Origin of the sequence: Lysobacter sp. BMK333-48F3, from assembly GCF_019733395.1 — a bacterium.
In the GTDB taxonomy this organism is placed as follows: Bacteria; Pseudomonadota; Gammaproteobacteria; order Xanthomonadales; family Xanthomonadaceae; genus Lysobacter.
In genome coordinates this window covers 3,065,749-3,087,195 of sequence record NZ_JAIHOO010000001.1, presented here as the reverse complement: position 1 = coordinate 3,087,195, position 21,447 = coordinate 3,065,749, and the positions used below count along the sequence as shown (strand labels likewise).

The window sequence follows — 21,447 nt, the reverse complement described above, 5'->3', positions numbered from 1 at the left end:
GGCGCATCGCGCGGACGCCTTGCGGCGCGGCCGGCGGCTCAGCCGGCGAGCAGGTCCAGGATCGAACAGGCCATCCGTTGCTTCTTCGGCGGCAGGCGCCGGATCAATTCGAGCATCCGGCCCTCGGTCTCGCTTTGGGCGAAGTCCTGCATCGTGACGGCCATATCGAAATCGCCGCCGTTGGGCTGCGCGCGTCCGCGTCCGGTGGCCAACCATTCGAAACACACCCCGGTGGCCAGCGCGACCCGCGCCAGGTGGTCCACGCTGGGCGAAGTGCCGCCCGCCTGCTCCCATTGCGCCACCGCGCTGCGCTGGACGCCGACGCGCCCGGCCAGTTGGGTCTGGGAAAAATTGGCGAACCTGCGCGCGCGCCGGATTCGCGTCGACATCGACGGCATCGATCCTCCTTTCGTGTACCGGAGTTCGTGTGACGAAAGTCCTGTCGAGCAGGCGGCGATCATGTCCGCCGCTGCTAGCCAAACGCCGGCGGAGGTCCGGATCGGCCATCGCCCGCGCGTCGATGAAAGCGTCGGTCGTGCCGAGCGATGCGGATGCGAACGCACGGCCTGGCGACGAGGCAAGCCGATGGCCTGCTTGGCCTGCAACCGACGCCTGCGTTGCGGCGCCTTTCCCAGCGAACGCTGCGATGCGGCGCGAAGCCAATCACATGCAGCCCAGGCGGGCCGTGCGCAGGATCGGGAGGCTCGCGGCGAGGATTCGAGCAGCGCGAGCGGACCGCGCACGCGGCCGGAGCGGCCGCGTGCGTCGGTCGATGCGCTAGAGGCGACAGGGTCGCTTGCGCTCGGCGCGAGCGCTCAGCCGCGCGCGAGCCACAAGGCGACGATGCCGATCGCCACGACTATCGCCCCGACCAGGCGCAGGTGCCGGTCGGGCAGCATCAGCAACTGTTCGGCGGCGCGCTTCCAGCCGCGCGGGGCGGCGAACAGGAACAGCCCCTCGAACACCGCCACCAGGCACAGCGCCCGCAGCACTTCGCCGGCCACGGCGCCTCAGCGGTCGGACTTGAGGTATTGCAGGAACGGATCGTCGCGGTCGAGCACGATCACGCTCTGGCCATCGGCGAAGGACTTGCGGTAGCTCTCCAGGCTGCGCTGGAAGGCGAAGAAGGCCGGATCCTTGTTCGCCGCCTCGCCGTACAGGCGCGCGGCCTGGGCGTCGCCCTCGCCGCGCAGGCGCTGCGCGTCGCGCTCGGCCTCGGCCAGGATCACGGTGCGGTCGCGTTCGGCCGCGGCGCGGATCGCCTGCGCCTGCTCCACGCCCTCGGCGCGCAGCTGGCTGGCGACCTGCAGGCGCTGCGAGCGCATCTGGTTGTAGACCGAGGCCAGCACGTTGCTGTCCTGCGGCAGGTCGATGCGCTTGATGCGGATGTCCTTGATCCGGATGCCCAGCGTCGCAGCGCCCTTGTTGATCGCTTCCAGCTGCTTGCCGATCACCGCCTCGCGGTCGCCCTTGACCACGTCGAGCAGCTTCAGCGAGTTGATCTCGTTGCGCAGCGAGTCGCGGATGATCGGCGCCAGACGCTCGACCGCGACGGACTCGTCGCCGCCGGTGGCCTGGAAGAAGCGGCGCATGTCGTCGATCTGGCCGAGGGCGAAGAAGTCGACGCTGACGTCGAGCTTGTCGGCGGTCAGGTAGCGCTCCGGCGGCGATTCCAGGATCTGCAGGCGGCGGTCGAACACCCGCGCGGTTTCGATCAGCGGCCACTTGAAGCGCAGGCCGGGGCCGATGTCCTCGCGCACCACGGTGCCGAGCCGGAACACGATCGCGCTGTGCCCTTCGGAGACGGTGAACACCGAACCCAGCAGGGCCAGCAGGGCGGCCACCACCGCGGCCACAATGACGGGGAATCTCATCGCATCACCTCATCGCGGGTCTTCGGGCGCGCCGGGCGGCCGACGTAGGGCATGGTGCTCGATTCGGTCGAGGTGACCGGGCTGAGCATTTCCGGCTGCAGCGGCACGCTGACCGGGCCCGGCGTGGTCGGCACCGCGTTGCGGTCGGCCATCGGCACGTACAGGATCTGGCGCGAGTCGCCGCCGACGATGGTGCGGTTCTGCGCCAGCACTTCCTGCACCGTATCCAGCCACAGGCGCTTGCGGGTCACGTCGGGCGCGTTCTTGTACTGCTCGACCAACAGCGAGAAGCGGGTCGCGTCGCCTTCGGCGCGGGCCACGGTCGAGGTCTTGTAGCCCTCGGCGGTGGTGCGGATGCGCTGCGCGTCGCCGCGCGCTTCCGGGACGATCTTCTTGGCGTAGGCCTGGGCCTCGTTGATCGAGGTCGACTTTTCGGCGTTGGCGCGCTGGGCTTCGTCGAACGCGTCCTTGACCTCTTCCGGCGGACGCGCGTTGGGCAGGTTGAGCTCGGTCAGGATCAGGCCGGTCTCGTAGGCCTTGAGCGAGGCCTGCAGGCGCTGGCGCACCTGGGTGGTCAGCACGCTGCGCGCGCCGAGCACGGTGTCCAGGTCGGAGCGGCCGATCTGCTCGCGCACCGCGCTCTGCGCGGCCTGCTTGAGCACGTCGTCGGGCTTGCGCGAACCGAACAGGTACAGGCGCGGCGACTCGATCCGGTACTGGACGTTGATCTCGACGTTGACCATGTTGCCGTCGCGGGTCAGCACCGGGATGGTTTCGCTGTAGGCCTGGGTCTGGGTCGCGTTGACCTTGCGCACGCTCTCGATCGGCCACGGCGCCTTGAAGTGCGGGCCGGGCTGGAGCACGCGCGAAAACACGCCGAAGCGCAGGACCACGCCGCGCTCCTGCTCGGTCACCAGGACGAAGCAGTTGAACATCAGCCACAGGCCGAGCAGCAGCGCGACCCAGCGCAGGATCCCGCCGCCGCCGTTGCCGAACAGGCCGCGCAGCGGCTCGATCACGGCGTCGAGGCCGCGCCCTTGGGGTTTGCGGCGCGGCGGACGCGGGTTGTCGCCGGAATTGTCACTGCCAGGGGTGTTCCAGGCCATGCCTGCTCCTAAGAAGTTGGGCGCCAGGCGGGACGTCCTCTGTCCAGCCCGCTGCACCGGCGGCACGCCGCCGGCCCGCAGCGCCGATGCGCCGCGGGAATCCGCGCGCCGAACCAGCGCGCGCGAACCCGTCGATTCTAGGTGGGGTCCTGAACCGCCTCAAGCAAGGGGCGCAGCGCTTCGCCGTGAGCCTGGACGAACAGGCGCTGGGCGTCGGCCAGGGCCAGGTCGACCTGCAGCAGCCAGCCGTGCTCGTCGGCCTGCTCGGCGCGGACCGCGCCCAGCTCGTGCAGGCGCGCGCGCAAACGCGCGTCCTGCGGGGCGATCCGCAGCTCGCCGGCGATGTGGCGCAGCTGCAAGGCCTCGCCCAGGGCACCGCGCAACATGTCCAGGCCCAGGCCCTGGCGGGCCGAGACCCAGACCCGGTGGCGCTCCTCGCCGGGCCGGTCGACCCGCGGCGGCACGCCTTCGAGGCGGTCGATCTTGTTGAAAACCAGCAATTGCGGCAAATCGCCGGCGCCGATTTCGTTCAGCACCTCGTCGACCTGGGCGATGCGGTCGTCGCGATGCGGGTCGGCGGCGTCGATCACGTGCAGCAGCAGGTCGGCCTCGCGCGCCTCCGACAGGGTCGAGCGGAACGCCGCGACCAGCTCGTGCGGCAGGTCGCGGACGAAGCCGACCGTGTCGGCCAGCACCACCGCGCCGCCGGACAGCTCGATCCGGCGCACGGTCGGGTCCAGGGTCGCGAACAGCTGGTCGGCGGCGTAAGCCTCGGCGCCGGTCAGGGCGTTGAACAAGGTCGACTTGCCGGCGTTGGTGTAGCCGACCAGGGCCACCCGCGGCAGTTCGCTGCGCACCCGCGCGCGACGCATCTGGGTGCGCTGCACCTCGACCTTGTCGAGCCGGCGCTGCAGCTGTTCGACCCGCTTCTGCAGCAGGCGGCGGTCGGTTTCCAGCTGGGTTTCGCCGGGCCCGCGCAGGCCGATCGAGCCGCCGCGCTGGCGCTCCAGGTGGGTCCAGCCGCGCACCAGGCGGGTGGCCATGTGCTTGAGCTGGGCCAGTTCGACCTGCAGCTTGCCCTCGGCGCTCTGCGCGCGCTGGGAAAAGATGTCCAGGATCAGGCCGGTGCGGTCGACCACCCGGCGCTGCAGGGCGCGCTCGAGATTGCGCTCCTGGCCCGGGCTGAGCGGATGGTTGACCAGGATCAGGTCGGCGCCGCTGGCGTCGGCCGCGGTCTTGACCTCGTCGAGCTTGCCGCTGCCGATCAGGGTCGCCGCATTGGGCCGGTCGATGCGCGCGGTCAGCACCGCGGCAACGGTCGCGCCCGCCGACCGCGCCAGGTCGGCGAACTCCTCCAGCAGGTCCTCGTCCGGCGCGCCGCCGGCGTGGGGCTGGATCAACAGGGCGTGCTCGCCCTTCTTGGAACGTTCGAACATCTAGGGTCCGGGGAACGAGTGGAGAGGAACGAGGAACGAGTCAAGGCGGCCATGCCGTGCCGGCCCCGTCCTCCGCTCTCGTTCCGGATTATTCGGTTTCGTCGCTGCCGTCGCCGCCTTCGGCCGACTGGACATAGCCGCCGCCCGGTCCGACGCGCACGTTGCGCGCGGGCACCACGGTGGAAATCGCGTGCTTGTAGACCATCTGGCTCACGGTATTGCGCAGCAGCACCACGAACTGATCGAACGATTCGATCGTGCCCTGCAGCTTGATGCCGTTGACGAGGTAGACCGAGACCGGCACACGTTCGCGACGCAGCGCATTCAGGAAAGGATCCTGGAGGGATTGCCCCTTAGACATCTTCTAATTCCCCAGCATGTTCTAGTTATTAGGACGGCGCTCCCAGCAACGGGTGCAGGCGCGGCCGTATCGCCGGCTGTTGTCCCCACAGGGCGACCGGCCGATGGTAACGCAAGTGATAGCAAACATTGCGACCCGGTTCCGGGTTTGCGCGGTCCATTCTAAGCCGCCGGGGCCCGTCCTACGAGCCGAACGCCCGCGAACTGGGTCAATGTGCGCTCCAACTCGACCGCATCACGCAAAGGGTCGAACCAACGCAGGTCAAGCTCGCCGCGCAACCAGGTCAACTGGCGCTTGGCCAACTGCCGGGTCGCGTAAATGCCGCGCGCACGGAACTGGTCCTCGCTGCCGGCCCCGTCCAGGTACTCCCAGGCCTGGCGGTAGCCGACCGCGCGGATCGCCGGCAGATCCAGCGGGGCGGGATGCGCGCCCAGCGGCGGCAGCGCGCGCAGACGGCGGACTTCATCGAGAAAGCCGTCGGCCAGCATCTGGTCGAAGCGGCGCTCGATCCGGGCATGCAGGGTCGCGCGTTCGGCCGGCGCCAGCGCCAGCCTGAGCACCCGATACGGCAGCCGCGGCGCGTGCAGGGCCTCGCGACGCCAGCGGCTGATCGGCTTGCCGGACAGGCGGAACACTTCCAGGGCGCGCTGGATGCGTTGGGCGTCGGTGGCGTGGATGCGCGCCGCCGCCTCCGGATCGACCTGGACCAGCTCGGCGTGCAGGGCGGCCCAGCCGCGCCGCCCCGCCTCGGCGGCCAGCTGGGCGCGGACCGCGGCGTCGGCCTCGGGCATCGGCGCCAGACCGCGCAGCAGGGCGTGGAAGTACAGGCCGGTGCCGCCGGCCAGGATCGGCAGGCGGCCGCGGGCGACGATGCCGTCCAGGGCGCGGCGCGCGTCCTGGGCGAAGTCGGCGGCCGAGTACGGCTGCCAGGGGTCGCGCACGTCGATCAGGTGGTGCGGCACCAGCGCCTGCTCGGCCGCGCTGGGCTTGGCCGCGCCGATGTCGAGGCCGCGGTAGACCAGGGCCGAGTCGACGCTGACGATCTCGCCGTCCAGGCGCTGCGCCCAGTCCAGGGCCAGGGCGGTCTTGCCCGACGCGGTCGGCCCCATCAGGGCGATCGCGAGCGGGCGCGGGTCGGCGGAACGGGGCATGCGGCGGAAGCGGAGCGGGCGGCGGCGAGAGCCGGCAGCCTCGCACAGCCGCGCGCGCGACGGAAGCCGCGGCGGCGGCGGCGGACGGCTTTCCACATCCGCTGTGGAGAAGCACTGGGGCAAGCCTGTTGATAAGCCGGCGCAGCCCAGGCACGGCAAGGCTTGGCGGGATTTTGGCGAAAACATCGCCACCCGCCTGCGGTTGTCCACACAGCCTGTGGACAAGCCTGCGGACAGTTTCCGGAACGCGCCCGCAATCCGTTGCCACACAACGATTGCAAGAGGGTTGGCGATAATTTGACCAGCGATTTTCGCTTGACTTCCAAGGCTTTGCGCGCATCCGCGCGATCGGCGCCGGTCCGCGGCGCGCGCGCCGGCTGTCCACATTCGCTGTGGACAAGCCTGCGGACAGCGATCCGCGAATCGGGTTTCACGCTATGCGTCGCAAGCCCTGGCAAAGATTGGCGAAAAAATCACCAGGCCGCCGCGATGTCTGGGAACACACGCTCGCGCGGGCATGACGCGCGCCATGCGGCTACCGGCATCGCGTCGCCGGCAGCGATCGCTGCGATGCCCTGCCCTGGCGCCGCGACGCTCCCGCCTTGGCCTGCGCTGCGGTTTCGCCGCGGCGCCGTTGTCCACATCGCTTGTGGACAAGCTTGCGGACAGCTGTCGTGGAATCGGGTTTCACGCCTTGCGGGACAAGGCCTGCAGGATTCTGGACAAAATATCGCCAGGCGCGCGCGGGCCGTTCCGCGCCCGATTTCGGGCCGGTCGCGATGGCGACGCCGCTACGCTCGCGCAGCGGCAGTGCGGTGCGATGGCCGCGAGAGCTTGCGTACGCTGTCCACAAACGCTGTGGACAAACCTGCGGACACACGGCCGGGAGGCGTGTTTCACGCCTTGTGCATCAAGGCCTGCGGAGTTTTGGCGATTTTTTGTCCAGGACGTCGAGATCCGGATCCGACGGCGATTCGCAGCGAGCCCTGCCCCCGTCGCGGAGCGGTACCGACCGGAGGGCTGCCGTCGGCGCAGGCGCCGGCTTCGCCTCGTGCGCTTGTCCACATCGGCTGTGGACAAGGCTGCGGACACTCGCCGGGGATTCGGGTTTCACGCCTTGCGGGGCAAGGCTTCGGGGATTTTGGACAAATCTTCGCCAGCGCTGGAGGCGATGGACATCGGCCGTCCTCGACGGCGATACGAGAGGCGTCGGGTCCGCGCCTGGACGCAGCGGTCCGCGTTGACAAATCCGGCGCCGCTGTGCGTTGCCGCGATACGACGCGTGCGCTGTCCACAAACGCTGTGGACAAAGCTGCGGACACACATCGGCGAAGGCGGTTTCACGCCTTGCGCAGCAAGCCTCGCAGGAGTTTGGCTATTTTTTGTCCACGAAGCGGGCACGTTCCGCCGGCGGCCCTGTACCGGCGCGACGCGGACTGTCCGTCGCGGTCCCGAGCCCGATGCCGAGCGGGCGCCGCACGCGCAATCCCGGCCGCGCCTTGTCCACATGCGCTGTGGACAAGGCTGCGGACAGTCGCCCGCGAATCGGGTTTCACGCCTTGCGCCGCAAGGCTTGCAGGATTGTGGCGAAATTATCGCCAGCGCTGCGGATGCTGCCGAGCCCCCGGCGCGGCGCCGTCGGAGTCCGCGCTCGACGCGACGGGGCAAGACAGCCGCCGAATTGCGCACATTCCCGTCGCCGGCACGGGAGTGCTCGTGCTCCGCGCCGATGCGCGACCGATGCCGCTGCGGATCGAGGTCCGGCCATCGTCGCCGCTTCCATGCCGGTTCGCCGCTGCGCGCGCCGGCTTCGCCCTCGCCGGCCTATCGGCGGACGCGGGACGCAGCGGGTTCGATATCGCCAGCGACGGCGCGAAACGACCGGTCGAGTGCGCAGGCGCGCGGCGCGCCTGCGGGGGGGGCGGCTTACTCGTCGTCGGGCCACTTCAGCGACGGCGCCGACGCCGTCGTACGCCGCGGCATCGCTTGCGCCGCGACCGCGTGCCAGACCTTCAGCGCGTCCACCGTCGCGGCGACGTCGTGCACGCGCAGCAGCGTCGCGCCGCGCTGGGCCGCGATCAGATGCGCGGCGACCGAGCCGTGCACGCGCTCGCGCGCGTCCTCGCGGCCGGTCAGCTCGCCGATGCTGCGCTTGCGCGACAGACCGGCCAGCAGCGGCACGCCGAGTTCGGCGAAGCGCTCGAGTTGGGCCAGCAGGCTCAGGTTGTGGTCCAGGGTCTTGCCGAAGCCGAAGCCCGGATCGACCACGATCCGTTTCTTGGCGATGCCGGCCATCTCGGCGGCGAAGATGCGCTCGGCGAGGAAGCGGTGCACTTGCGCGACCACGTCGTCGTAGACCGGCTCGTGCTGCATCGAGCGCGGCTCGCCCTGCATGTGCATCAGCACCACCGGCACGCCGAGCCCGGCCGCCGCTTCGAGCGCGCCGTCGCGGCGCAGGGCGTAGACGTCGTTGATCATCCCCGCGCCGGCCGCGACCGCAGCCTGCATGACCTCGGGCTTGGAGGTGTCGATGCTGATCGGCAGGCCGGTTTCGCGCGCCAAGCGCTCGATCACCGGAATCGTGCGCCGCAGTTCCTCCTCGACCGGCACCTCATCGGCCCCGGGCCGGGTCGACTCGCCGCCGATATCGAGCACGTCCGCGCCCTCCGCGGCCAGCCGCAGCGCATGCGCCACCGCCGCCTCGACGCCATCGTGCGCCCCGCCGTCGGAGAACGAGTCCGGGGTGACGTTGACGATGCCCATCACCCGCGGGCGATCGAGCTTGAGCGGGCGGCCGTTGCAGTCGAGGATCGGGGAGAGGTCGAACATGGAATTGGGGATTGGGGATTGGGGATTGGGCGAGTGTTCGTCCCCGTCGAGCTTACGCAAGCGTCCTGCGGCTTTCACCCTCGACCTGGCAAAGCGCCCCCTCCCACGCTCCTTTTTAGGCAACGCAAGCCAGAACCGGTCCGACACCTGCCCGGTCCATCCCGGAGCCCAGACTCCGACCAGTCCCCAATTCCAGCCCAAAAAACAAACGGCACCCGGCTCCCCCGGACACCGCCTGCTTCAGCGCTTTGGCTTGTGCCCTAACGAATCCCAAACCCCCAATCCCAGCCAGAAAAAACAAACGGCGCCCGGTTCCCCGGGCGCCGTCTGCTTCAACGCTTTGGCTTTGGCTTCGGCTCTAACGAATCCCGAATCCCAAATCCCCAATCCCGACCGTCAGGTCTGCGCCGCCGGGCCGCCGATCGCGCCCGGACGGTTGTCGTCCTTGGGCAGCTTGCCGGCCTTGGCCCAGTCGGCCGGCGGGCCCGGGCGGCGGCCGGCCATGATCTCGTCGATCTGGGCCGCGTCGATGGTCTCGTACTGCAGCAGCGCCTCGGCCATCACGTGCAGCTTGTCGAGGTTGTCCTTGAGGATCTGCGAGGTGCGGCCGTAGGCCTTGTCGAGGATGCCGCGCACGACCTCGTCGATCCTGCGCGCGGTCTCGTTGGACACGTTCTTGTGCTGGGTGACCGAACGGCCGAGGAAGACTTCGTCCTCTTCTTCGCCGTAGGCGATCGGGCCCATCTCGTCGCTCAGGCCCCACTTGGTGACCATGTTGCGGGCCATCTTGGTCGCGCGCTCGATGTCGTTGGACGCGCCGGTGGTGACCTTGTCGACGCCGAAGATCAGCTCCTCGGCGACGCGGCCGCCGTACAGCGAGCACAGCATCGACTCGATCGCGACCCGGTTCATCGAGTACTTGTCGCCTTCCGGCAGGTACATGGTCACGCCCAGGGCGCGGCCGCGCGGAATGATGGTGACCTTGTACACCGGGTCGTGCTCGGGCACGACGCGGCCGACGATGGCGTGGCCGGCCTCGTGGTAGGCGGTCAGCTTCTTCTCGTCCTCGCTCATCGCCATCGAGCGGCGCTCGGCGCCCATCAGGATCTTGTCGCGCGCCTTGTCGAAGTGCTCCATGCGCACGTCCTTGGCGTTCTCGCGCGCGGCGAACAGGGCCGCCTCGTTGCAGAGGTTGGCCAGGTCGGCGCCGGAGAAACCCGGGGTGCCGCGGGCGATGGTCATCGGCTCGACGTCGTCGTGCAGCGGCAGCTTGCGCATGTGCACGCGCAGGATCTGCTCGCGGCCCTTCACGTCCGGCAGGCCGACCACCACCTGGCGGTCGAAGCGGCCCGGGCGCAGCAGCGCCGGGTCGAGCACGTCGGGGCGGTTGGTCGCGGCGATCACGATCACGCCTTCGCCGCCCTCGAAACCGTCCATCTCGACCAGCAACTGGTTGAGGGTCTGCTCGCGCTCGTCGTGGCCGCCGCCCAGGCCGGCGCCGCGATGGCGGCCGACGGCGTCGATTTCGTCGATGAAGATGATGCAGGGCGCGTGCTTCTTGGCCTGCTCGAACATGTCGCGCACGCGGCTGGCGCCGACGCCGACGAACATCTCGACGAAGTCGGAACCGGAGATCGAGAAGAACGGCACCTTGGCCTCGCCGGCGATGGCGCGGGCGAGCAGGGTCTTGCCGGTGCCCGGCGGGCCGACCATCAGCACGCCGCGCGGAATCTTGCCGCCGAGCTTCTGGAACTTGGACGGGTCGCGCAGGAACTCGACCAGTTCGCCGACTTCTTCCTTGGCCTCGTCGCAGCCGGCGACGTCGGCCAGGGTCACCTTGACCTGGTCCTCGCCCTGCAGCTTGGCCCGCGAACGGCCGAAGCTCATCGCGCCCTTGCTGCCGCCCTGCTGCATCTGGCGCATGAAGTACACCCAGATGCCGATGAACAGCAGCCACGGCAGCACGTTGACCAAGATCATGATCAGCGAGGGGCTGCTCGACGGCGGGGTCTGCTCGGTGACGACCTTGTGGTTGATCAGGTCGTTGATCAGGTACGGGTCGCGCGTGCTGTAGGTGGTGAACTTGGTGTCGTCCTTGCGCGTGCCGGTGATCGTGGTGCCGTCGTCGGAGATCTTCACTTCCTTGATCTTGTCCGACTGGACCTGGTTGATGAACTGGTCGTAGGCCAGCACATCGGCGCCGGGGGTGCGCGGGCCGAACGCCTGGAACACCACCATCAGCACGACGGCGACGATCACCCAAAGCAGCAGATTCTTGGCCAAATCGTTCATTTATTTCCTACCCTGCGGCCCCGCGGGGCCTCGTGTCCTCCGACGCCTCGTGCGCCGGCGGGTACCGCCAGATTGCCCAGATTGTCACACCGGCGCGCGTCCGGCACCTGCCGTCATGCGGCCGTTGCGCGTTTGCCCTGCGCCAGTGCGTACACCTCCGGCGACCGCTTGCGCGAGGCCGCCGGCTTGCGGATCGAGACCTTGGCGTAGCGTCGGCGCAGTTCGCGCACGTAATCGTCGAAGCCGACGCCCTGGAACAGCTTGATCAGGAACGTACCGTCGACCTTCAGGTGCCGGTCGGCGAAATCCATCGCCAGCTCCGAAAGGTGCATCGCCCGCGGCAGGTCCACCGCATCCACACCGCTCATATTGGGGGCCATGTCCGACAGCACAAGGTCCACCGCCTGCCCGCCCAGGGTGGCTTCCAACTGCGATAACACCGCATCCTCCCTGAAATCGCCATGAAGGAATTCGACCCCGGCCAGGCCGGGCATGTCGAGGATGTCCAGGGCGATGATCCGGCCGGGCTGCTTCGGATTCAGCCGGTCCAGTTCCTGCCGGACCCACTGCGACCAGCCGCCCGGGGCGGCGCCCAGGTCGACCACCACCATGCCCGGCCGCAGCAGGCGGTCGCGCTCGACCAGCTCCTCCAGCTTGTAGGCCGCGCGCGAGCGCAGGCCCTCGGCCTTGGCCTTCTTCACGAAGGGGTCGGAAAAGTGCTCTTTGAGCCAGCGATGGCTGGATTTGCTGCGGGTCGCCATGGGCGGGCGGCCGTCCCGGTGGGGTTTGGGGGCGCCATGATACCCTGAGCGACCTTTCTACTCCGTTCGTGTGACCCGATGCCGACCCTGCTGACCTCCGCCCAGACCCGTTTCCTGCGCGGACAGGCCCACGATCTCAAGGCCATGCTCCAGGTCGGCGGCAAGGGCGTGACGGATGCGTTGGTGGCCGAAATCGACCTGGCCCTGGAGCACCACGAGCTGATCAAGGTCAAGGTCGGCGCCGAAGACCGCGAGGCCCGCGACTCACTCATCGCTGAGATCGCCGAACGCACCGGCTCGGCCCTGGTCCAGCGCATCGGCCACACCGCCGTGCTGTACCGCCCGAGCAAGGAACGGCGCCAGATCGTGTTGCCGCGGGCCTGAAGGCCGGGAATCGGGAATGGGGTGAGGGAATCGGCAGAAGCCGGTTCTGCCCCCCGGGTCGCCTCACGCCTTACCCGGCTTTGGTTTTGACGATTCCCCATTCCCGACTCCCCATTCCCGACGCTCATGCTCCTCTCACTCGAAACCCCCGACCACGAGTTCTTCCTGCGCGGGGCCGACGGCCGGGTCGCGCTGGTCAACGACCGCCGGCTCGAGCGCAGCTTCGTGCTGGCGCCGAACCGGCTGATCGAGGATTGGGCGGTCGGCGACGTACGCACGCTGAGCATCGAAGACCTCGCCCCCCTGCTCGAGCTGCAGCCGGAGCTGATCGTGCTCGGCTGCGGCGCCAGCCAGGCGTTCCCGCCGCCGGCCACCCTGGCCGCCTGCCTGGGCCGCGGGATCGGCCTGGAAAGCATGACCAACGCCGCCGCGGCGCGGACCTTCAACGTGCTCGCCGGCGAAGGCCGACGGGTGGTCGCGGGCTTCGTCCTGGGCGCATAGGCCGGGCATGACCCAGGGAAGGGAATCCGGCGCGCTCGGTCCTTCGCGCCGCGCGCTTGCGCCCTCCGGTCGCGCGCGCCTGGTCGTCGCGCTGCTGGCGGCCGCGGTCGCCATGTCCCTGTCGCTGCGCCGCGACGGCAGCGACACGCCCGAACAGCGCTACCAGGCCTGGCTGGCGCGCGGCCATCGCGCGCAGGCCGAGGCCTACCGCGCCTTTCTACGCACCGACGGCGTGGCCGACGTGCTGCCGCTGCGCCAGTTGCTGCGCAGCGGCCGGCACTGGCGCCGCTGCGGGGTCGACGAGTTCGTCGTGCCGCCGCGGACGCTGTGGGCGGCGACCGTGCCCAGCCTGCGCCTGATCCGCGAACTGCGTGCGCAGGGCTGGCTGAACGGGGCCACCGTGCAATCGGCCTATCGCGACGAGCGCTTCAACCGCTGCGAGGGCGGCAGCCGGCTGAGCCGCCATCGCCACGGCGGCGCCTACGACTTCGATCTCGCCGCCGACGCGCCGGTGCGGGCGCTGTGCGGGTTCTGGCGCCGGCGCGGCGCGGCGGCCGGCTTCGGCCTGGGCTTCTACGACCGCCGCCACCTCCACGTCGACACCGCCGGCTTCCGCACCTGGGGCGGCGATTTCAGGCGCGGGACCTCGCTCTGCCAGAAGCCGCCCCAAGGGGCGCCCCCGGATGGCGCCGCCGCGCCGCGGCGGCTATAACCAAGCCCACTCGGCCGCCGCCGGCGGCCGCGCATGGAGGCGCACATGGACCCGTCCCCCGCCGCTGGCGACGAACGCGCGCCCCTGGACCCGCGCGAACGCGAGTACCTGCGTTCCAAGCAGGAGCTGCGCTGGCCCGCCTCGGTGTTCTTTTCGATGCCGTTGGGATGCCTGGCCTGCTTCGTGCCGGGCTTCGTGTTCGAGCCGGAGATGCGCCAGTGGTGGGTGTTCGCGATGGTCGGCGCGGCGACGCTGTTCCTGTTCGTGTTCGCGCTGTCGATCTATTACGACGAGATGAGCTTGCGCGAGGACGTCGCGGCCGGAGTCAAGCTGTGGCGCGAGGGCCGCATCGACGGGGTGACGGTCCACGACGACGGCGAGACCTGGCCGCCGATCTATCGCCTTTACATCGCCTTCGACGGCAGCGCTGTCGACAGCAGTGCTGTCGACGGCAGCGCGATCGACGGCGAAGATGCGGAGCAGCCGCTCGGTTTCTCGGTACCCTTGGGCTGCTACGACGCGGTCGAGCCCGGCGACCGGGTGCGTATCGCCTACTCGCCCAAGTCGCGCCTGCTGTTGAACCTGATCGCCGGCGACTACCGCTACGTCGCGGTGGACCGCCAGTTCGACCCGCCTCCGCCGCGGCCATGAGCGGCATGGCGCTCCTGCAGCAAGCCTCAGCCGCGCCGCGAAAGGAACGGAGGGAGTTAAGCCCGCTTAACCCCCTCCGTCCCTGGTTCACTGCTCACACGGCAGTGGCCGCCTCATCCACCGCCATGCGGAACGCGCAATCACCGTCCGCGCCCCAACCGGGGACCGCAATACGGGCGCCGCGTCGACGCAGCTCGGCGAGCAGCCTCATCAGCGCGAAAATCTCGGCATCGCCCCACTCGGCGCCCATGCGGTAGTCCAGCACCAGCAGATCTGTATCGACGAAGATGCCCAGCGCCGGCAACGGGCGGTCGCCCACGCGCAGCCCTTCGAGCAGTCGATGGAAGGCCGACACCTCTCCGCTCACTACCCGTCTCGAGTCTTCCGGCCCGACAAACCCGGCTTCCCGTTCCTGGCGCAGATCCCACAAGCGATCGCTGCGGGTCATGTCGCGCATCCCAGGCAACGAGTAGAGGTAGACGAACGAGGCGACCAACCGCTCGGCGTCGGCATAGTGCAATTCGATTTCCGGCAACGAGCCGTCGTCGTCGGTGAAGTACGGTCGCAGCGGCATCGGCCCGCCGCGGGTCATTTCGCCGGCAGGTACAGCAGCGGATCGACCGGCTTGGCGTTGTAGCGGACCTCGAAGTGCAGCATGTCGCGCGCCGCGCCGCTGCGGCCCATCTCGGCGATCTGGTCGCCGGCCTTGACCAGCTGGCCTTCGTTGACCAGGCGCTTGCGGTTGTGGCCGTAGGCCGACAGCCACTGTTCGTTGTGCTTGACGATGATCAGCTCGCCGTAGCCGACCAGGCCGGTGCCGGAATAGACCACGACGCCGTCGGCGGCCGCGCGCACCGGCGCGCCGCTGGCGCCGCCGATGTCGACGCCCTGCTTGGTCGGCTCGTTGGCGACGTAGCGGCCCAGCAGCGGACCGTCGGCCGGCCAGCGCCAGCGGATGCCGCTGCTGACCGGCGCCGCGGGCGTGGGTGCCGGCGCGGTGCGCGGCGGCGCGGTGCCGGTCGAAGCCGACGGCGAGCCCGAACCGGCCGACGGCGTGCGGCCGCCCGGCGGATACAGGCGCAGGCGCTGGCCCGGATACAGGTTGTACGGCTCCGACAGGCCGTTCCAGGCCGCCAGGTCGCTCATCGCGATGCCGTGGTTGGTGGCGATGCGGTACAGGCCTTCGCCGCGCTGCACGGTGACCGTGGCGCCGTACTTCGGCGTCGACGGGCGCGGCGACGGACGCGAGGCCGGCGGGCGCGCGCCGGGACGGCTGGAACCGCCGCGCGAGGGTTCGCGGACGACCGTGCTCGAACAACCGATCAGGGCAAGCGTAGCCAACAAGCAGGCGGCCATCGCCAGGGTCGGGGTTCGGGTCGTCTCGCTCATGCTCGTCCTCTTGCTGCGCCTCGGTTCGCGCGCATTCGTTCCTGATTGCGGCCGCCGGCGACAGTGTCGCGTCCGGCGCGGCTTAGTGTTGTGAACGCCAGACCAGCCAGGCCACCGCCGCGGCCAGGAGCACCGTGGCGATCCAGCCGATCGGCTCGATGTAGCGCCGCAGCGTCGCCTCGGCGCGCTCGCCGCCGAGGCGGATCGCCAGCGCCAGCAGGTACACGCGCTTGCCGCGGCCGATCAGCATGCTCAGCACGTATTGCAGCATAGGCACGCCGACGATGCCCGACGCCCAGGTGAACACCTTCATCGGGATCGGCATGAAGCCGCCCAGCACCAGGAAGAAGAACACCGCCCACGGCGACTCGGCCATCTTGGCCTGGACCGTGGCGATGCCCGACTCGATCGCCGGCAGCATGCCCAGCGCGGCGAACATCGGCTTGAGCGCCTCGAAAGCGTAGTGGCCGAGGAAATAGCCGACCAGGGCGCCGGCCATCGAGCCGACGATGCTCAAGGTGGCGAACCAGAACGCCCGCTTGGGCTGGGCCACCGACATCGGCGCCAGCATGACCTCGGGCATGATCGGGAAAATGATCGCCTCGACGAAGCTCAGGCCGGTCAGGTAGGCCGGCGCATGGCGGTGGCGGGCCCAGGTGATGGCGCGCTCGTAGAGCGGCCCGAAAATCTTCAGTGCCATAGAGGGTCGGCTGCGGGGGTCAGTCGATCATGCCCGACAACAGCGGCACGAACACCACCGGCGCGAGCGAGGTTTGGCTGAGGTTGCCGTCGGCGTCCTTGCGCAATTGCAGCAGCGATTGCGACGAGGCCGCGCCGACCGGCGCGATCAGGGTGCCGCCCGGGGCGAGCTGTTCGGTCAGCGCCTCGACCAGGGCCGGCGCCGCGGCGGTGACGATGATCGCATCGAAGGGGCCGTTCTCGGGCCAGCCGATGCGGCCGTCGTCGTGCTTGCTGCGCACGTTCAGGCCGAGCTGGCGGAAGCGCTTGCGCGCGGTGCGCAGCAGCTCGCCGATGCGCTCGACGGTATGCACTTCCAGCCCCAGCGCGGCCAGGATCGCGGCCTGGTAGCCCGAGCCGGTGCCGATCTCCAGCACCTTGGCCGGGACGCGTTCGGCCAGCAGGGCCTCGGTCATCTTCGCCACCACCCAGGGCTGGGAGATGGTCTGGCCGTGGCCGATCGGCAGCGCGGTGTCCTCGTAGGCGCGCATCGCCAGGGCTTCGTCGACGAACAGATGGCGCGGCACGGTGCGGATCGCGTTGAGCACGCGCTCGTCGCGGATCCCGGCCTCGCGCAGGCGCTCGACCAGGCGGTCGCGCACGCGCTGCGAGGTCAGGCCGCTGCCGATCGCCTCGGGCTGCAGGCGCATGCGCTGGATCATGCGCCGGGCTCCGCGGCGACGCCGGCCTCGGGCTCGAGCGCGGCGGCCAGGCCGCCGACCCAGCTGGCGACCTGTTCCAGCGCCTGATAGCGGGTCAGGTCGACATGAATCGGGGTGATCGAGATGTTGCCGGTGCGCACGGCGTGGAAATCGGTGCCGGCGCCGGCGTCGGCCTCGGGGCCGGCGGCGCCGATCCACCACCACTGGCGGCCGCGCGGGTCCTGCTGCGGGATGCAGGCCTCGGCGCGATGGCGGTTGCCGAGCCGGGTGACCTCGAAGCCGGCGACCTCGCTCCAGGGCAGGTCCGGCACGTTGACGTTGAGGATGGTGTCGGCCGGCAGCGGGTCGGTGCGCAGGCGGGCGATGATCTCGACCGCGGCGCGGGCGGCGGTTTCGTAATGGCGGCCGACGTGGTCGGCGGTGGCCAGCGACATCGCCACCGCCGGCAGGCCGAGGAAGCGCCCTTCCATCGCCGCGGCGACGGTGCCGGAATAGATCACGTCGTCGCCCAGGTTGGCGGTGTTGTTGATCCCGGAGACGACGATGTCCGGCTCGACCTCGAGCATGCCGGTGATCGCCACATGCACGCAGTCGGTGGGCGTGCCGTAGACGCGCCAGGTCGAATCGTCGATCTTGTTCACCCGCACCGGCATGTCCAGGGTCAGCGAATTGCTGGCGCCGGAACGATCGCGGTCGGGGGCGACCACCAGCACTTCGTGACCGGCGTCGCGCAAGCCCTGGGCCAGGATGCGGATGCCCGGGGCGTCGACGCCGTCATCGTTGCTGACCAATACGCGCATGGGGATTCCGCGGTGAAAGGCTGAATCATACCCGATCCGGCACGGCGGTTCGGCCGGCCATTGGGCGGTAAGATGGCCGCCGTACGGTCTGAATGCAGGGCAAGGCATGCAGTACTGGGAACATATCGAGCGCGTGTTCCGCGCCCGATCGCTGGACGAAGTGAAATCGGCGACGAGCGCCTATACCAAGGCGCTCGGGTTTCAGCATCATGGCTATGCGATGAAACTGCAGGAGCCCTCGCTCCTGCCCGGCCATGCCGCGGTCCCGGGCAACGATTTCTTCTTTTTCGAGGATTTCGCCAGCGACTGGTCCAAGACCTATCCGGCGCTGGCCGGGGCGCAGGCCGAACGCACCGACCCGCGCATCATCCAGGCCCGCGAGGGCCTGCCGGCGGCGTCGTGGAACGCGCGCGGCGAAACCAGCTACGAGCTGCGCCCGCGCGTGTACCTGATGCAGCGCACCCGCCGCACCCTGGAGATGGCCGGCGAACACGGCCTGCGCGGCGGCATCACCGTGCCGAGCTGGTCGCCGGGCATGCGCTGGTCGTTCATGACCTTTACCCACAACGCCCTGTTCGACCCGCGCGAGATGCTGCCGACCGTGGCCTCGGCGGTGTACTTCGTCAATTGCATGCAGGCCGCGATCGACCGCCTGCTGCGCCAGCGCCAGCCGTTGCCGACCGTGAGCGAACGCGAGCGCGAGGTGCTGCGCTGGTCGGCGGTCGGCAAGACCTCGTGGGAGATCTCGATGATCCTGCGGATCAGCGAGCGCACGGTGAACTTCCACCTGCAGCAGGCCTCGCGCAAGCTCGGGGTCAAGGGCCGCCGCGCCGCCTGCGCGCGCGCGGTCGCGCTGGGCCTGATCACGCTGTGAAACCAGGGACGGAGGGGGGGTTAAGTCCTCTTAACCCCCTCCGTCCCTATTTTCTTCGGACCTGTCTGTTCTGACAGGCGCGGCGCCGGCGCCGCTGCGACGCATGCTGAACTGTGCCGATGCGGTGTCGCAGACGCAGCGGCGCTCAGGCGCGCCTGGGGCTGTCCGGCGCGCGCCGCGTGCGGTTTTCCCCGGTGACGGCCCGATACCGACGGGTCGCAGGTCCCAAGGAAGGGCCGGGGCTTTTATCCTGTGGCCATGAGCCCGCCCCCCGACCGCCCCGACGACGACTCCGACGACGACGCTGCCCTGTTCCGGGCCGCGATCGGCGAGGTGCGGCGCCTGCCCGACGCGACGCCGCCGCCGGCCGCGCCCAAGCCGCGGCCGCGCGCGCGCATGGCCGAGCGCGACGAAGCGCAGGCGCGCGAGGAGTTCCGCCACGCCCTGGAAGACAGCCTGCTGGAAGCCGGCGATGCGCTCAGCTATCGCCGCGACGAAGTGCCGCCGCGGGTATTCGCGCGCCTGCGCCGCGGCGAGATCTCGGCCCAGGAAGAATTGGACCTGCACGGCAGCGACGTGCGCGAGGCCGAGCAGCTGCTGCGCGCCTTCCTGCACGACGCGCGCGAGCAGGGCCTGGGCTGCGTGCGCCTGATCCACGGCAAGGGACGCAGCGGCAGCGGCGGCGACTACGTCGACAGCCGCGGCGTGCCGGTGCTGAAGAATCTGGTCGACCGGATGCTGCGCCAGCGCGCCGACGTGCTGGCGTTCCATTCCGCGCCGCCCGCGCAGGGCGGCACCGGCGCGGTGCTGGTGCTGCTGGCGCCGCGCCGGCGTTGAAGGCACGCAGGGAGTTAAACGTGTTTAACCCCCTCCGTCCCTGGCGCATTCATTCGTCCCCGGCGGACTCGCGCGCCGGCGGATTGACCCACACCACATCGATGCCGCGATTGCGCGCGATGCGCTCGATCGTGGCGATGTAGCGCTCGTCGCGCGACATCGGCGAAGGCTCGCGCGGCGCGCTGGCCGGCTCGGCGTAAGTGCTCTTGGTCTGGGTGCCGGCGCAGGCGGCCAGGCCCAGGATCGACAACGACAGGACGGCGACACGCACGGTAGCGTTCATGACCAGGCTCCCTGACGCGGTGGAGTCCGGTCCCGGTACGCCCGGCGGCCGGACGGCAACCGGCCCCTGCCGGCTGTCACTTCCGGCTTATACGCCGGCCGGACCGGCGTTCCAGTGCCTTCGGCTGCAAGCCGACGAGCGGTAGGCGTAGGGGTTGCGGCGGCGCGGCGCGCTCAGCCCGCGACGCCGGAATGCAGTTCGCCGAGTTCGGCCAGGACCACGGTGGCGTAAGCGCCTGCGGGCAAAGCGAAGCACACTTCCAGCGCGCCGTCCTCGCACCAGCGCCAGCTCAGCGCGTCGGGGCGCAGGCGCAAGGCGCGACGCTCCTGTTCCAGCCCGGCCGCCTCCAGCCCGGCGCGCAAGGCCAGCGCCTGCGGGTCGCCGAGCGCATCGGATTCCAGCGCCGCCACCTCGTCGCGGCTGCGCAAGGCGCCGCGCCCCCACAGCGGTCCGCTGGGATGGATGTCGAAGGCCGCCAGGCGCTGGGCCAGATCCTCGCTCCAGGGCTCCGGGCCGAACACGCTGCGGCTGCCGGCCAGGGCCCAGACCTCGCCCGCCAGCGGCGCGCCGTCGCGCAGTCCGCTCCAGCTGCGGTCCAGCACCCGCGCGGCGAGCGCGCGGTTGAACAGTTCCGAACGCGCCGCCGACAGCAGCAGGCTGCGCTGCTCGCGCCGCACCCGCCGTCCGGCGAACATCGCCAGCGCATTGGCGACGTTGTCGCCGTCGCGGCCGAAGCGCTGCTCGCCGAAGTAGTTCGGCACGCCCTGCTCGCCGATCCGGCGCAGCCGCGCCTCGATCGCCTCGCGCTCGCCGGCCGGCTCGCGCAGGGTCAGCACGAAGCGGTTGCCGGCCAGCGCGCCGCGCGGCAGCTTCTTGGCGTGCCATTGGCAGTCGAGCACGCGCAGCTCGTCGCTCTGCAGCGCGTCCAGGTCCGGCGCGACCCGCTTCGGCAGGTGCACGCTGAAGCGCTGCACGGTGACCGCGTGGCGGTCCTTGAGCCCGGCGTAGCCGATCGCGACCTCGCCGACGCCGGCCCAGGCGGCCAGGCGCTTGGCGGCGAAGGCGGTGTTCATGCCGCGCTTTTCGATCGTCAGCAGCAGGTGCTCGCCGCTGCCGCTGGCGGCGAAGCCCGGCAACTCCTCGACCCGGAAGTCCTCCGGCCGCGCGCGCAGGCGCGCGCGCAGCACCGCCGCGCCGTGGGCGCGCGGCAGCGCCGGCTCCTCGGCCGTGCCGGCCACGGCATCGTCGCGCTCGCTCATGCCGCAACCAGCAGGCACACCGCCATCGCAGCGATGCCTTCGCGGCGGCCGGTGAAGCCCAGTTGTTCGGTGGTGGTGGCCTTGACACTGACCGCGTCGACCGCGATGCCCAGGTCGGCGGCGATCGCCTCGCGCATCGCCTGCGCATGCGGGCCCACCTTGGGCCGTTCGCAGACCACGGTGACGTCGGCGTTGCCGACCCGGTAGCCGCGCTCGCCGATCAGCGCGTTGCAGTGGCGCAGGAACTGGCGGCTGTCGGCGCCGCGCCAGCGTTCGTCGCTGGGCGGGAAATGGCGGCCGATGTCGCCCAGCGCCAGCGCGCCGAGCATGGCGTCGCACAGCGCGTGCAGGACCACGTCGCCGTCGGAATGGGCCAGCACGCCGCGGTCGTGCGGCACGCGCACTCCGCCGAGCATGACGTGGTCGCCGTCGCCGAAGGCGTGGACGTCGTAGCCTTGGCCGATGCGGATGTTCATGGAAATTCCTGAGTTCGAGGAGTGAGCGAAGAGGAGTGAGGAGCGAGCGAATGCAGAGGTCAATAGGTCGA

Annotated in this window: 24 protein-coding genes; 6 read left to right on the top strand and 18 right to left on the bottom strand. The window is 70.2% G+C overall.

Annotation, left to right across the window (positions count from 1 at the left end):
• Window positions 1-38 precede the first annotated feature (38 nt).
• The 10 genes from K4L06_RS13165 to rlmE form a co-directional block, all read right to left on the bottom strand.
• Window positions 39-389, bottom strand: a complete 351-nt coding sequence (locus tag K4L06_RS13165; RefSeq protein ID WP_255595113.1) for a helix-turn-helix domain-containing protein — start codon at window positions 387-389, stop codon at window positions 39-41.
• Between the two features lie 426 nt (window positions 390-815).
• Window positions 816-1,004 carry a DUF2065 family protein gene (locus K4L06_RS13160; protein ID WP_221671791.1) on the bottom strand — a complete coding sequence of 63 codons (189 nt, stop codon included), beginning with the start codon at window positions 1,002-1,004 and terminating at the stop codon, window positions 816-818.
• Between the two features lie 6 nt (window positions 1,005-1,010).
• On the bottom strand, window positions 1,011-1,874 hold the full coding sequence (locus tag K4L06_RS13155) for a protease modulator HflC (protein WP_221671790.1): 864 nt from the start codon (window positions 1,872-1,874) through the stop codon (window positions 1,011-1,013).
• Window positions 1,871-2,980, bottom strand: a complete 1,110-nt coding sequence (gene hflK, locus K4L06_RS13150; protein WP_221671789.1) for an FtsH protease activity modulator HflK — start codon at window positions 2,978-2,980, stop codon at window positions 1,871-1,873. Before hflK ends, K4L06_RS13155 begins: the two co-directional genes overlap by 4 nt.
• Window positions 2,981-3,117: 137 nt before the next feature.
• Entirely contained in the window at window positions 3,118-4,416 is a 1,299-nt protein-coding gene (hflX, locus tag K4L06_RS13145; RefSeq protein WP_221671788.1) for a ribosome rescue GTPase HflX, read from the bottom strand.
• Window positions 4,417-4,504: 88 nt separating this feature from the next.
• Window positions 4,505-4,777, bottom strand: coding sequence for an RNA chaperone Hfq (hfq, locus tag K4L06_RS13140; protein WP_221671787.1), 273 nt, complete (start codon window positions 4,775-4,777; stop codon window positions 4,505-4,507).
• A gap of 161 nt (window positions 4,778-4,938) precedes the next feature.
• A complete protein-coding gene (gene miaA / locus K4L06_RS13135; RefSeq protein ID WP_221671786.1) occupies window positions 4,939-5,928 on the bottom strand; it encodes a tRNA (adenosine(37)-N6)-dimethylallyltransferase MiaA in 990 nt (329 codons plus the stop codon).
• A gap of 1,926 nt (window positions 5,929-7,854) precedes the next feature.
• Entirely contained in the window at window positions 7,855-8,757 is a 903-nt protein-coding gene (folP, locus tag K4L06_RS13130) for a dihydropteroate synthase (RefSeq protein WP_221671785.1), read from the bottom strand.
• Between the two features lie 396 nt (window positions 8,758-9,153).
• On the bottom strand, window positions 9,154-11,049 hold the full coding sequence (ftsH, locus tag K4L06_RS13125) for an ATP-dependent zinc metalloprotease FtsH (protein ID WP_221671784.1): 1,896 nt from the start codon (window positions 11,047-11,049) through the stop codon (window positions 9,154-9,156).
• 113 nt (window positions 11,050-11,162) lie between these two features.
• Complete coding sequence (gene rlmE, locus K4L06_RS13120; RefSeq protein WP_221671783.1) at window positions 11,163-11,810, bottom strand: 23S rRNA (uridine(2552)-2'-O)-methyltransferase RlmE; 648 nt, start codon at window positions 11,808-11,810, stop codon at window positions 11,163-11,165.
• A 78-nt stretch (window positions 11,811-11,888) separates the two neighbouring features.
• On the opposite strand from rlmE, the gene yhbY reads away from it, so the two are divergent.
• The 4 genes from yhbY to K4L06_RS13100 all read left to right on the top strand — a co-directional run bounded on the left by yhbY (window position 11,889) and on the right by K4L06_RS13100 (window position 14,058).
• Window positions 11,889-12,194 carry a ribosome assembly RNA-binding protein YhbY gene (yhbY, locus tag K4L06_RS13115; RefSeq protein WP_221671782.1) on the top strand — a complete coding sequence of 102 codons (306 nt, stop codon included), beginning with the start codon at window positions 11,889-11,891 and terminating at the stop codon, window positions 12,192-12,194.
• Window positions 12,195-12,320: 126 nt separating this feature from the next.
• On the top strand, window positions 12,321-12,695 hold the full coding sequence (locus K4L06_RS13110) for an Mth938-like domain-containing protein (protein ID WP_221671781.1): 375 nt from the start codon (window positions 12,321-12,323) through the stop codon (window positions 12,693-12,695).
• Between the two features lie 112 nt (window positions 12,696-12,807).
• The gene (locus K4L06_RS13105) at window positions 12,808-13,407 is read left to right on the top strand and encodes a D-Ala-D-Ala carboxypeptidase family metallohydrolase (protein WP_221671780.1); all 600 of its coding nucleotides are present in this window, start codon (window positions 12,808-12,810) and stop codon (window positions 13,405-13,407) included.
• Between the two features lie 45 nt (window positions 13,408-13,452).
• Window positions 13,453-14,058, top strand: coding sequence for a hypothetical protein (locus K4L06_RS13100; protein ID WP_221671779.1), 606 nt, complete (start codon window positions 13,453-13,455; stop codon window positions 14,056-14,058).
• Between the two features lie 94 nt (window positions 14,059-14,152).
• Here K4L06_RS13100 and K4L06_RS13095 read toward each other — a convergent pair whose 3' ends face one another.
• From K4L06_RS13095 to surE, 5 genes are all read right to left on the bottom strand, one after another.
• On the bottom strand, window positions 14,153-14,632 hold the full coding sequence (locus tag K4L06_RS13095; RefSeq protein WP_221671778.1) for a hypothetical protein: 480 nt from the start codon (window positions 14,630-14,632) through the stop codon (window positions 14,153-14,155).
• A gap of 14 nt (window positions 14,633-14,646) precedes the next feature.
• Window positions 14,647-15,414, bottom strand: a complete 768-nt coding sequence (locus tag K4L06_RS13090; RefSeq protein ID WP_255595632.1) for a peptidoglycan DD-metalloendopeptidase family protein — start codon at window positions 15,412-15,414, stop codon at window positions 14,647-14,649.
• A gap of 115 nt (window positions 15,415-15,529) precedes the next feature.
• On the bottom strand, window positions 15,530-16,141 hold the full coding sequence (locus K4L06_RS13085) for a YqaA family protein (protein WP_221673628.1): 612 nt from the start codon (window positions 16,139-16,141) through the stop codon (window positions 15,530-15,532).
• A 25-nt stretch (window positions 16,142-16,166) separates the two neighbouring features.
• Entirely contained in the window at window positions 16,167-16,847 is a 681-nt protein-coding gene (locus K4L06_RS13080; RefSeq protein ID WP_221671776.1) for a protein-L-isoaspartate(D-aspartate) O-methyltransferase, read from the bottom strand.
• The gene (surE, locus tag K4L06_RS13075) at window positions 16,844-17,647 is read right to left on the bottom strand and encodes a 5'/3'-nucleotidase SurE (RefSeq protein ID WP_221671775.1); all 804 of its coding nucleotides are present in this window, start codon (window positions 17,645-17,647) and stop codon (window positions 16,844-16,846) included. The genes K4L06_RS13080 and surE overlap by 4 nt, the downstream gene beginning before the upstream one ends.
• Window positions 17,648-17,753: 106 nt before the next feature.
• On the opposite strand from surE, the gene K4L06_RS13070 reads away from it, so the two are divergent.
• Both K4L06_RS13070 and K4L06_RS13065 read left to right on the top strand, forming a co-directional pair.
• Window positions 17,754-18,521: a LuxR family transcriptional regulator gene (locus tag K4L06_RS13070; protein WP_221671774.1), complete on the top strand. Its 768-nt coding sequence runs from the start codon at window positions 17,754-17,756 to the stop codon at window positions 18,519-18,521.
• 258 nt (window positions 18,522-18,779) lie between these two features.
• Window positions 18,780-19,358 (top strand): Smr/MutS family protein, encoded by a 579-nt coding sequence (locus tag K4L06_RS13065; protein ID WP_221671773.1) that lies wholly within the window; start codon window positions 18,780-18,782, stop codon window positions 19,356-19,358.
• Between the two features lie 49 nt (window positions 19,359-19,407).
• On the opposite strand, the gene K4L06_RS13060 is transcribed toward K4L06_RS13065, so the two are convergent.
• The 3 genes from K4L06_RS13060 to ispF form a co-directional block, all read right to left on the bottom strand.
• A complete protein-coding gene (locus K4L06_RS13060; protein ID WP_221671772.1) occupies window positions 19,408-19,641 on the bottom strand; it encodes a hypothetical protein in 234 nt (77 codons plus the stop codon).
• A gap of 173 nt (window positions 19,642-19,814) precedes the next feature.
• Window positions 19,815-20,900, bottom strand: a complete 1,086-nt coding sequence (gene truD / locus K4L06_RS13055; protein WP_221671771.1) for a tRNA pseudouridine(13) synthase TruD — start codon at window positions 20,898-20,900, stop codon at window positions 19,815-19,817.
• Window positions 20,897-21,382: a 2-C-methyl-D-erythritol 2,4-cyclodiphosphate synthase gene (gene ispF, locus K4L06_RS13050; protein ID WP_221673627.1), complete on the bottom strand. Its 486-nt coding sequence runs from the start codon at window positions 21,380-21,382 to the stop codon at window positions 20,897-20,899. The genes truD and ispF overlap by 4 nt, the downstream gene beginning before the upstream one ends.
• Between the last annotated feature and the right edge of the window lie 65 nt (window positions 21,383-21,447).

Excerpts from the sequence above, each read along its gene's own strand:
- K4L06_RS13165 (WP_255595113.1), bottom strand. The coding sequence starts at position 389 with ATGTCGACGCGAATCCGGCGCGCGCGCAGGTTCGCCAATTTTTCCCAG.
- K4L06_RS13155 (WP_221671790.1), bottom strand. The coding sequence starts at position 1,874 with ATGAGATTCCCCGTCATTGTGGCCGCGGTGGTGGCCGCCCTGCTGGCC.
- hflK (WP_221671789.1), bottom strand. The coding sequence starts at position 2,980 with ATGGCCTGGAACACCCCTGGCAGTGACAATTCCGGCGACAACCCGCGT.
- hflX (WP_221671788.1), bottom strand. The coding sequence starts at position 4,416 with ATGTTCGAACGTTCCAAGAAGGGCGAGCACGCCCTGTTGATCCAGCCC.
- hfq (WP_221671787.1), bottom strand. The coding sequence starts at position 4,777 with ATGTCTAAGGGGCAATCCCTCCAGGATCCTTTCCTGAATGCGCTGCGT.
- miaA (WP_221671786.1), bottom strand. The coding sequence starts at position 5,928 with ATGCCCCGTTCCGCCGACCCGCGCCCGCTCGCGATCGCCCTGATGGGG.
- folP (WP_221671785.1), bottom strand. The coding sequence starts at position 8,757 with ATGTTCGACCTCTCCCCGATCCTCGACTGCAACGGCCGCCCGCTCAAG.
- ftsH (WP_221671784.1), bottom strand. The coding sequence starts at position 11,049 with ATGAACGATTTGGCCAAGAATCTGCTGCTTTGGGTGATCGTCGCCGTC.
- rlmE (WP_221671783.1), bottom strand. The coding sequence starts at position 11,810 with ATGGCGACCCGCAGCAAATCCAGCCATCGCTGGCTCAAAGAGCACTTT.
- yhbY (WP_221671782.1), top strand. The coding sequence starts at position 11,889 with ATGCCGACCCTGCTGACCTCCGCCCAGACCCGTTTCCTGCGCGGACAG.
- K4L06_RS13110 (WP_221671781.1), top strand. The coding sequence starts at position 12,321 with ATGCTCCTCTCACTCGAAACCCCCGACCACGAGTTCTTCCTGCGCGGG.
- K4L06_RS13105 (WP_221671780.1), top strand. The coding sequence starts at position 12,808 with ATGTCCCTGTCGCTGCGCCGCGACGGCAGCGACACGCCCGAACAGCGC.
- K4L06_RS13100 (WP_221671779.1), top strand. The coding sequence starts at position 13,453 with ATGGACCCGTCCCCCGCCGCTGGCGACGAACGCGCGCCCCTGGACCCG.
- K4L06_RS13095 (WP_221671778.1), bottom strand. The coding sequence starts at position 14,632 with ATGCCGCTGCGACCGTACTTCACCGACGACGACGGCTCGTTGCCGGAA.
- K4L06_RS13090 (WP_255595632.1), bottom strand. The coding sequence starts at position 15,414 with ATGGCCGCCTGCTTGTTGGCTACGCTTGCCCTGATCGGTTGTTCGAGC.
- K4L06_RS13080 (WP_221671776.1), bottom strand. The coding sequence starts at position 16,847 with ATGATCCAGCGCATGCGCCTGCAGCCCGAGGCGATCGGCAGCGGCCTG.
- surE (WP_221671775.1), bottom strand. The coding sequence starts at position 17,647 with ATGCGCGTATTGGTCAGCAACGATGACGGCGTCGACGCCCCGGGCATC.
- K4L06_RS13070 (WP_221671774.1), top strand. The coding sequence starts at position 17,754 with ATGCAGTACTGGGAACATATCGAGCGCGTGTTCCGCGCCCGATCGCTG.
- K4L06_RS13065 (WP_221671773.1), top strand. The coding sequence starts at position 18,780 with ATGAGCCCGCCCCCCGACCGCCCCGACGACGACTCCGACGACGACGCT.
- K4L06_RS13060 (WP_221671772.1), bottom strand. The coding sequence starts at position 19,641 with ATGAACGCTACCGTGCGTGTCGCCGTCCTGTCGTTGTCGATCCTGGGC.
- truD (WP_221671771.1), bottom strand. The coding sequence starts at position 20,900 with ATGAGCGAGCGCGACGATGCCGTGGCCGGCACGGCCGAGGAGCCGGCG.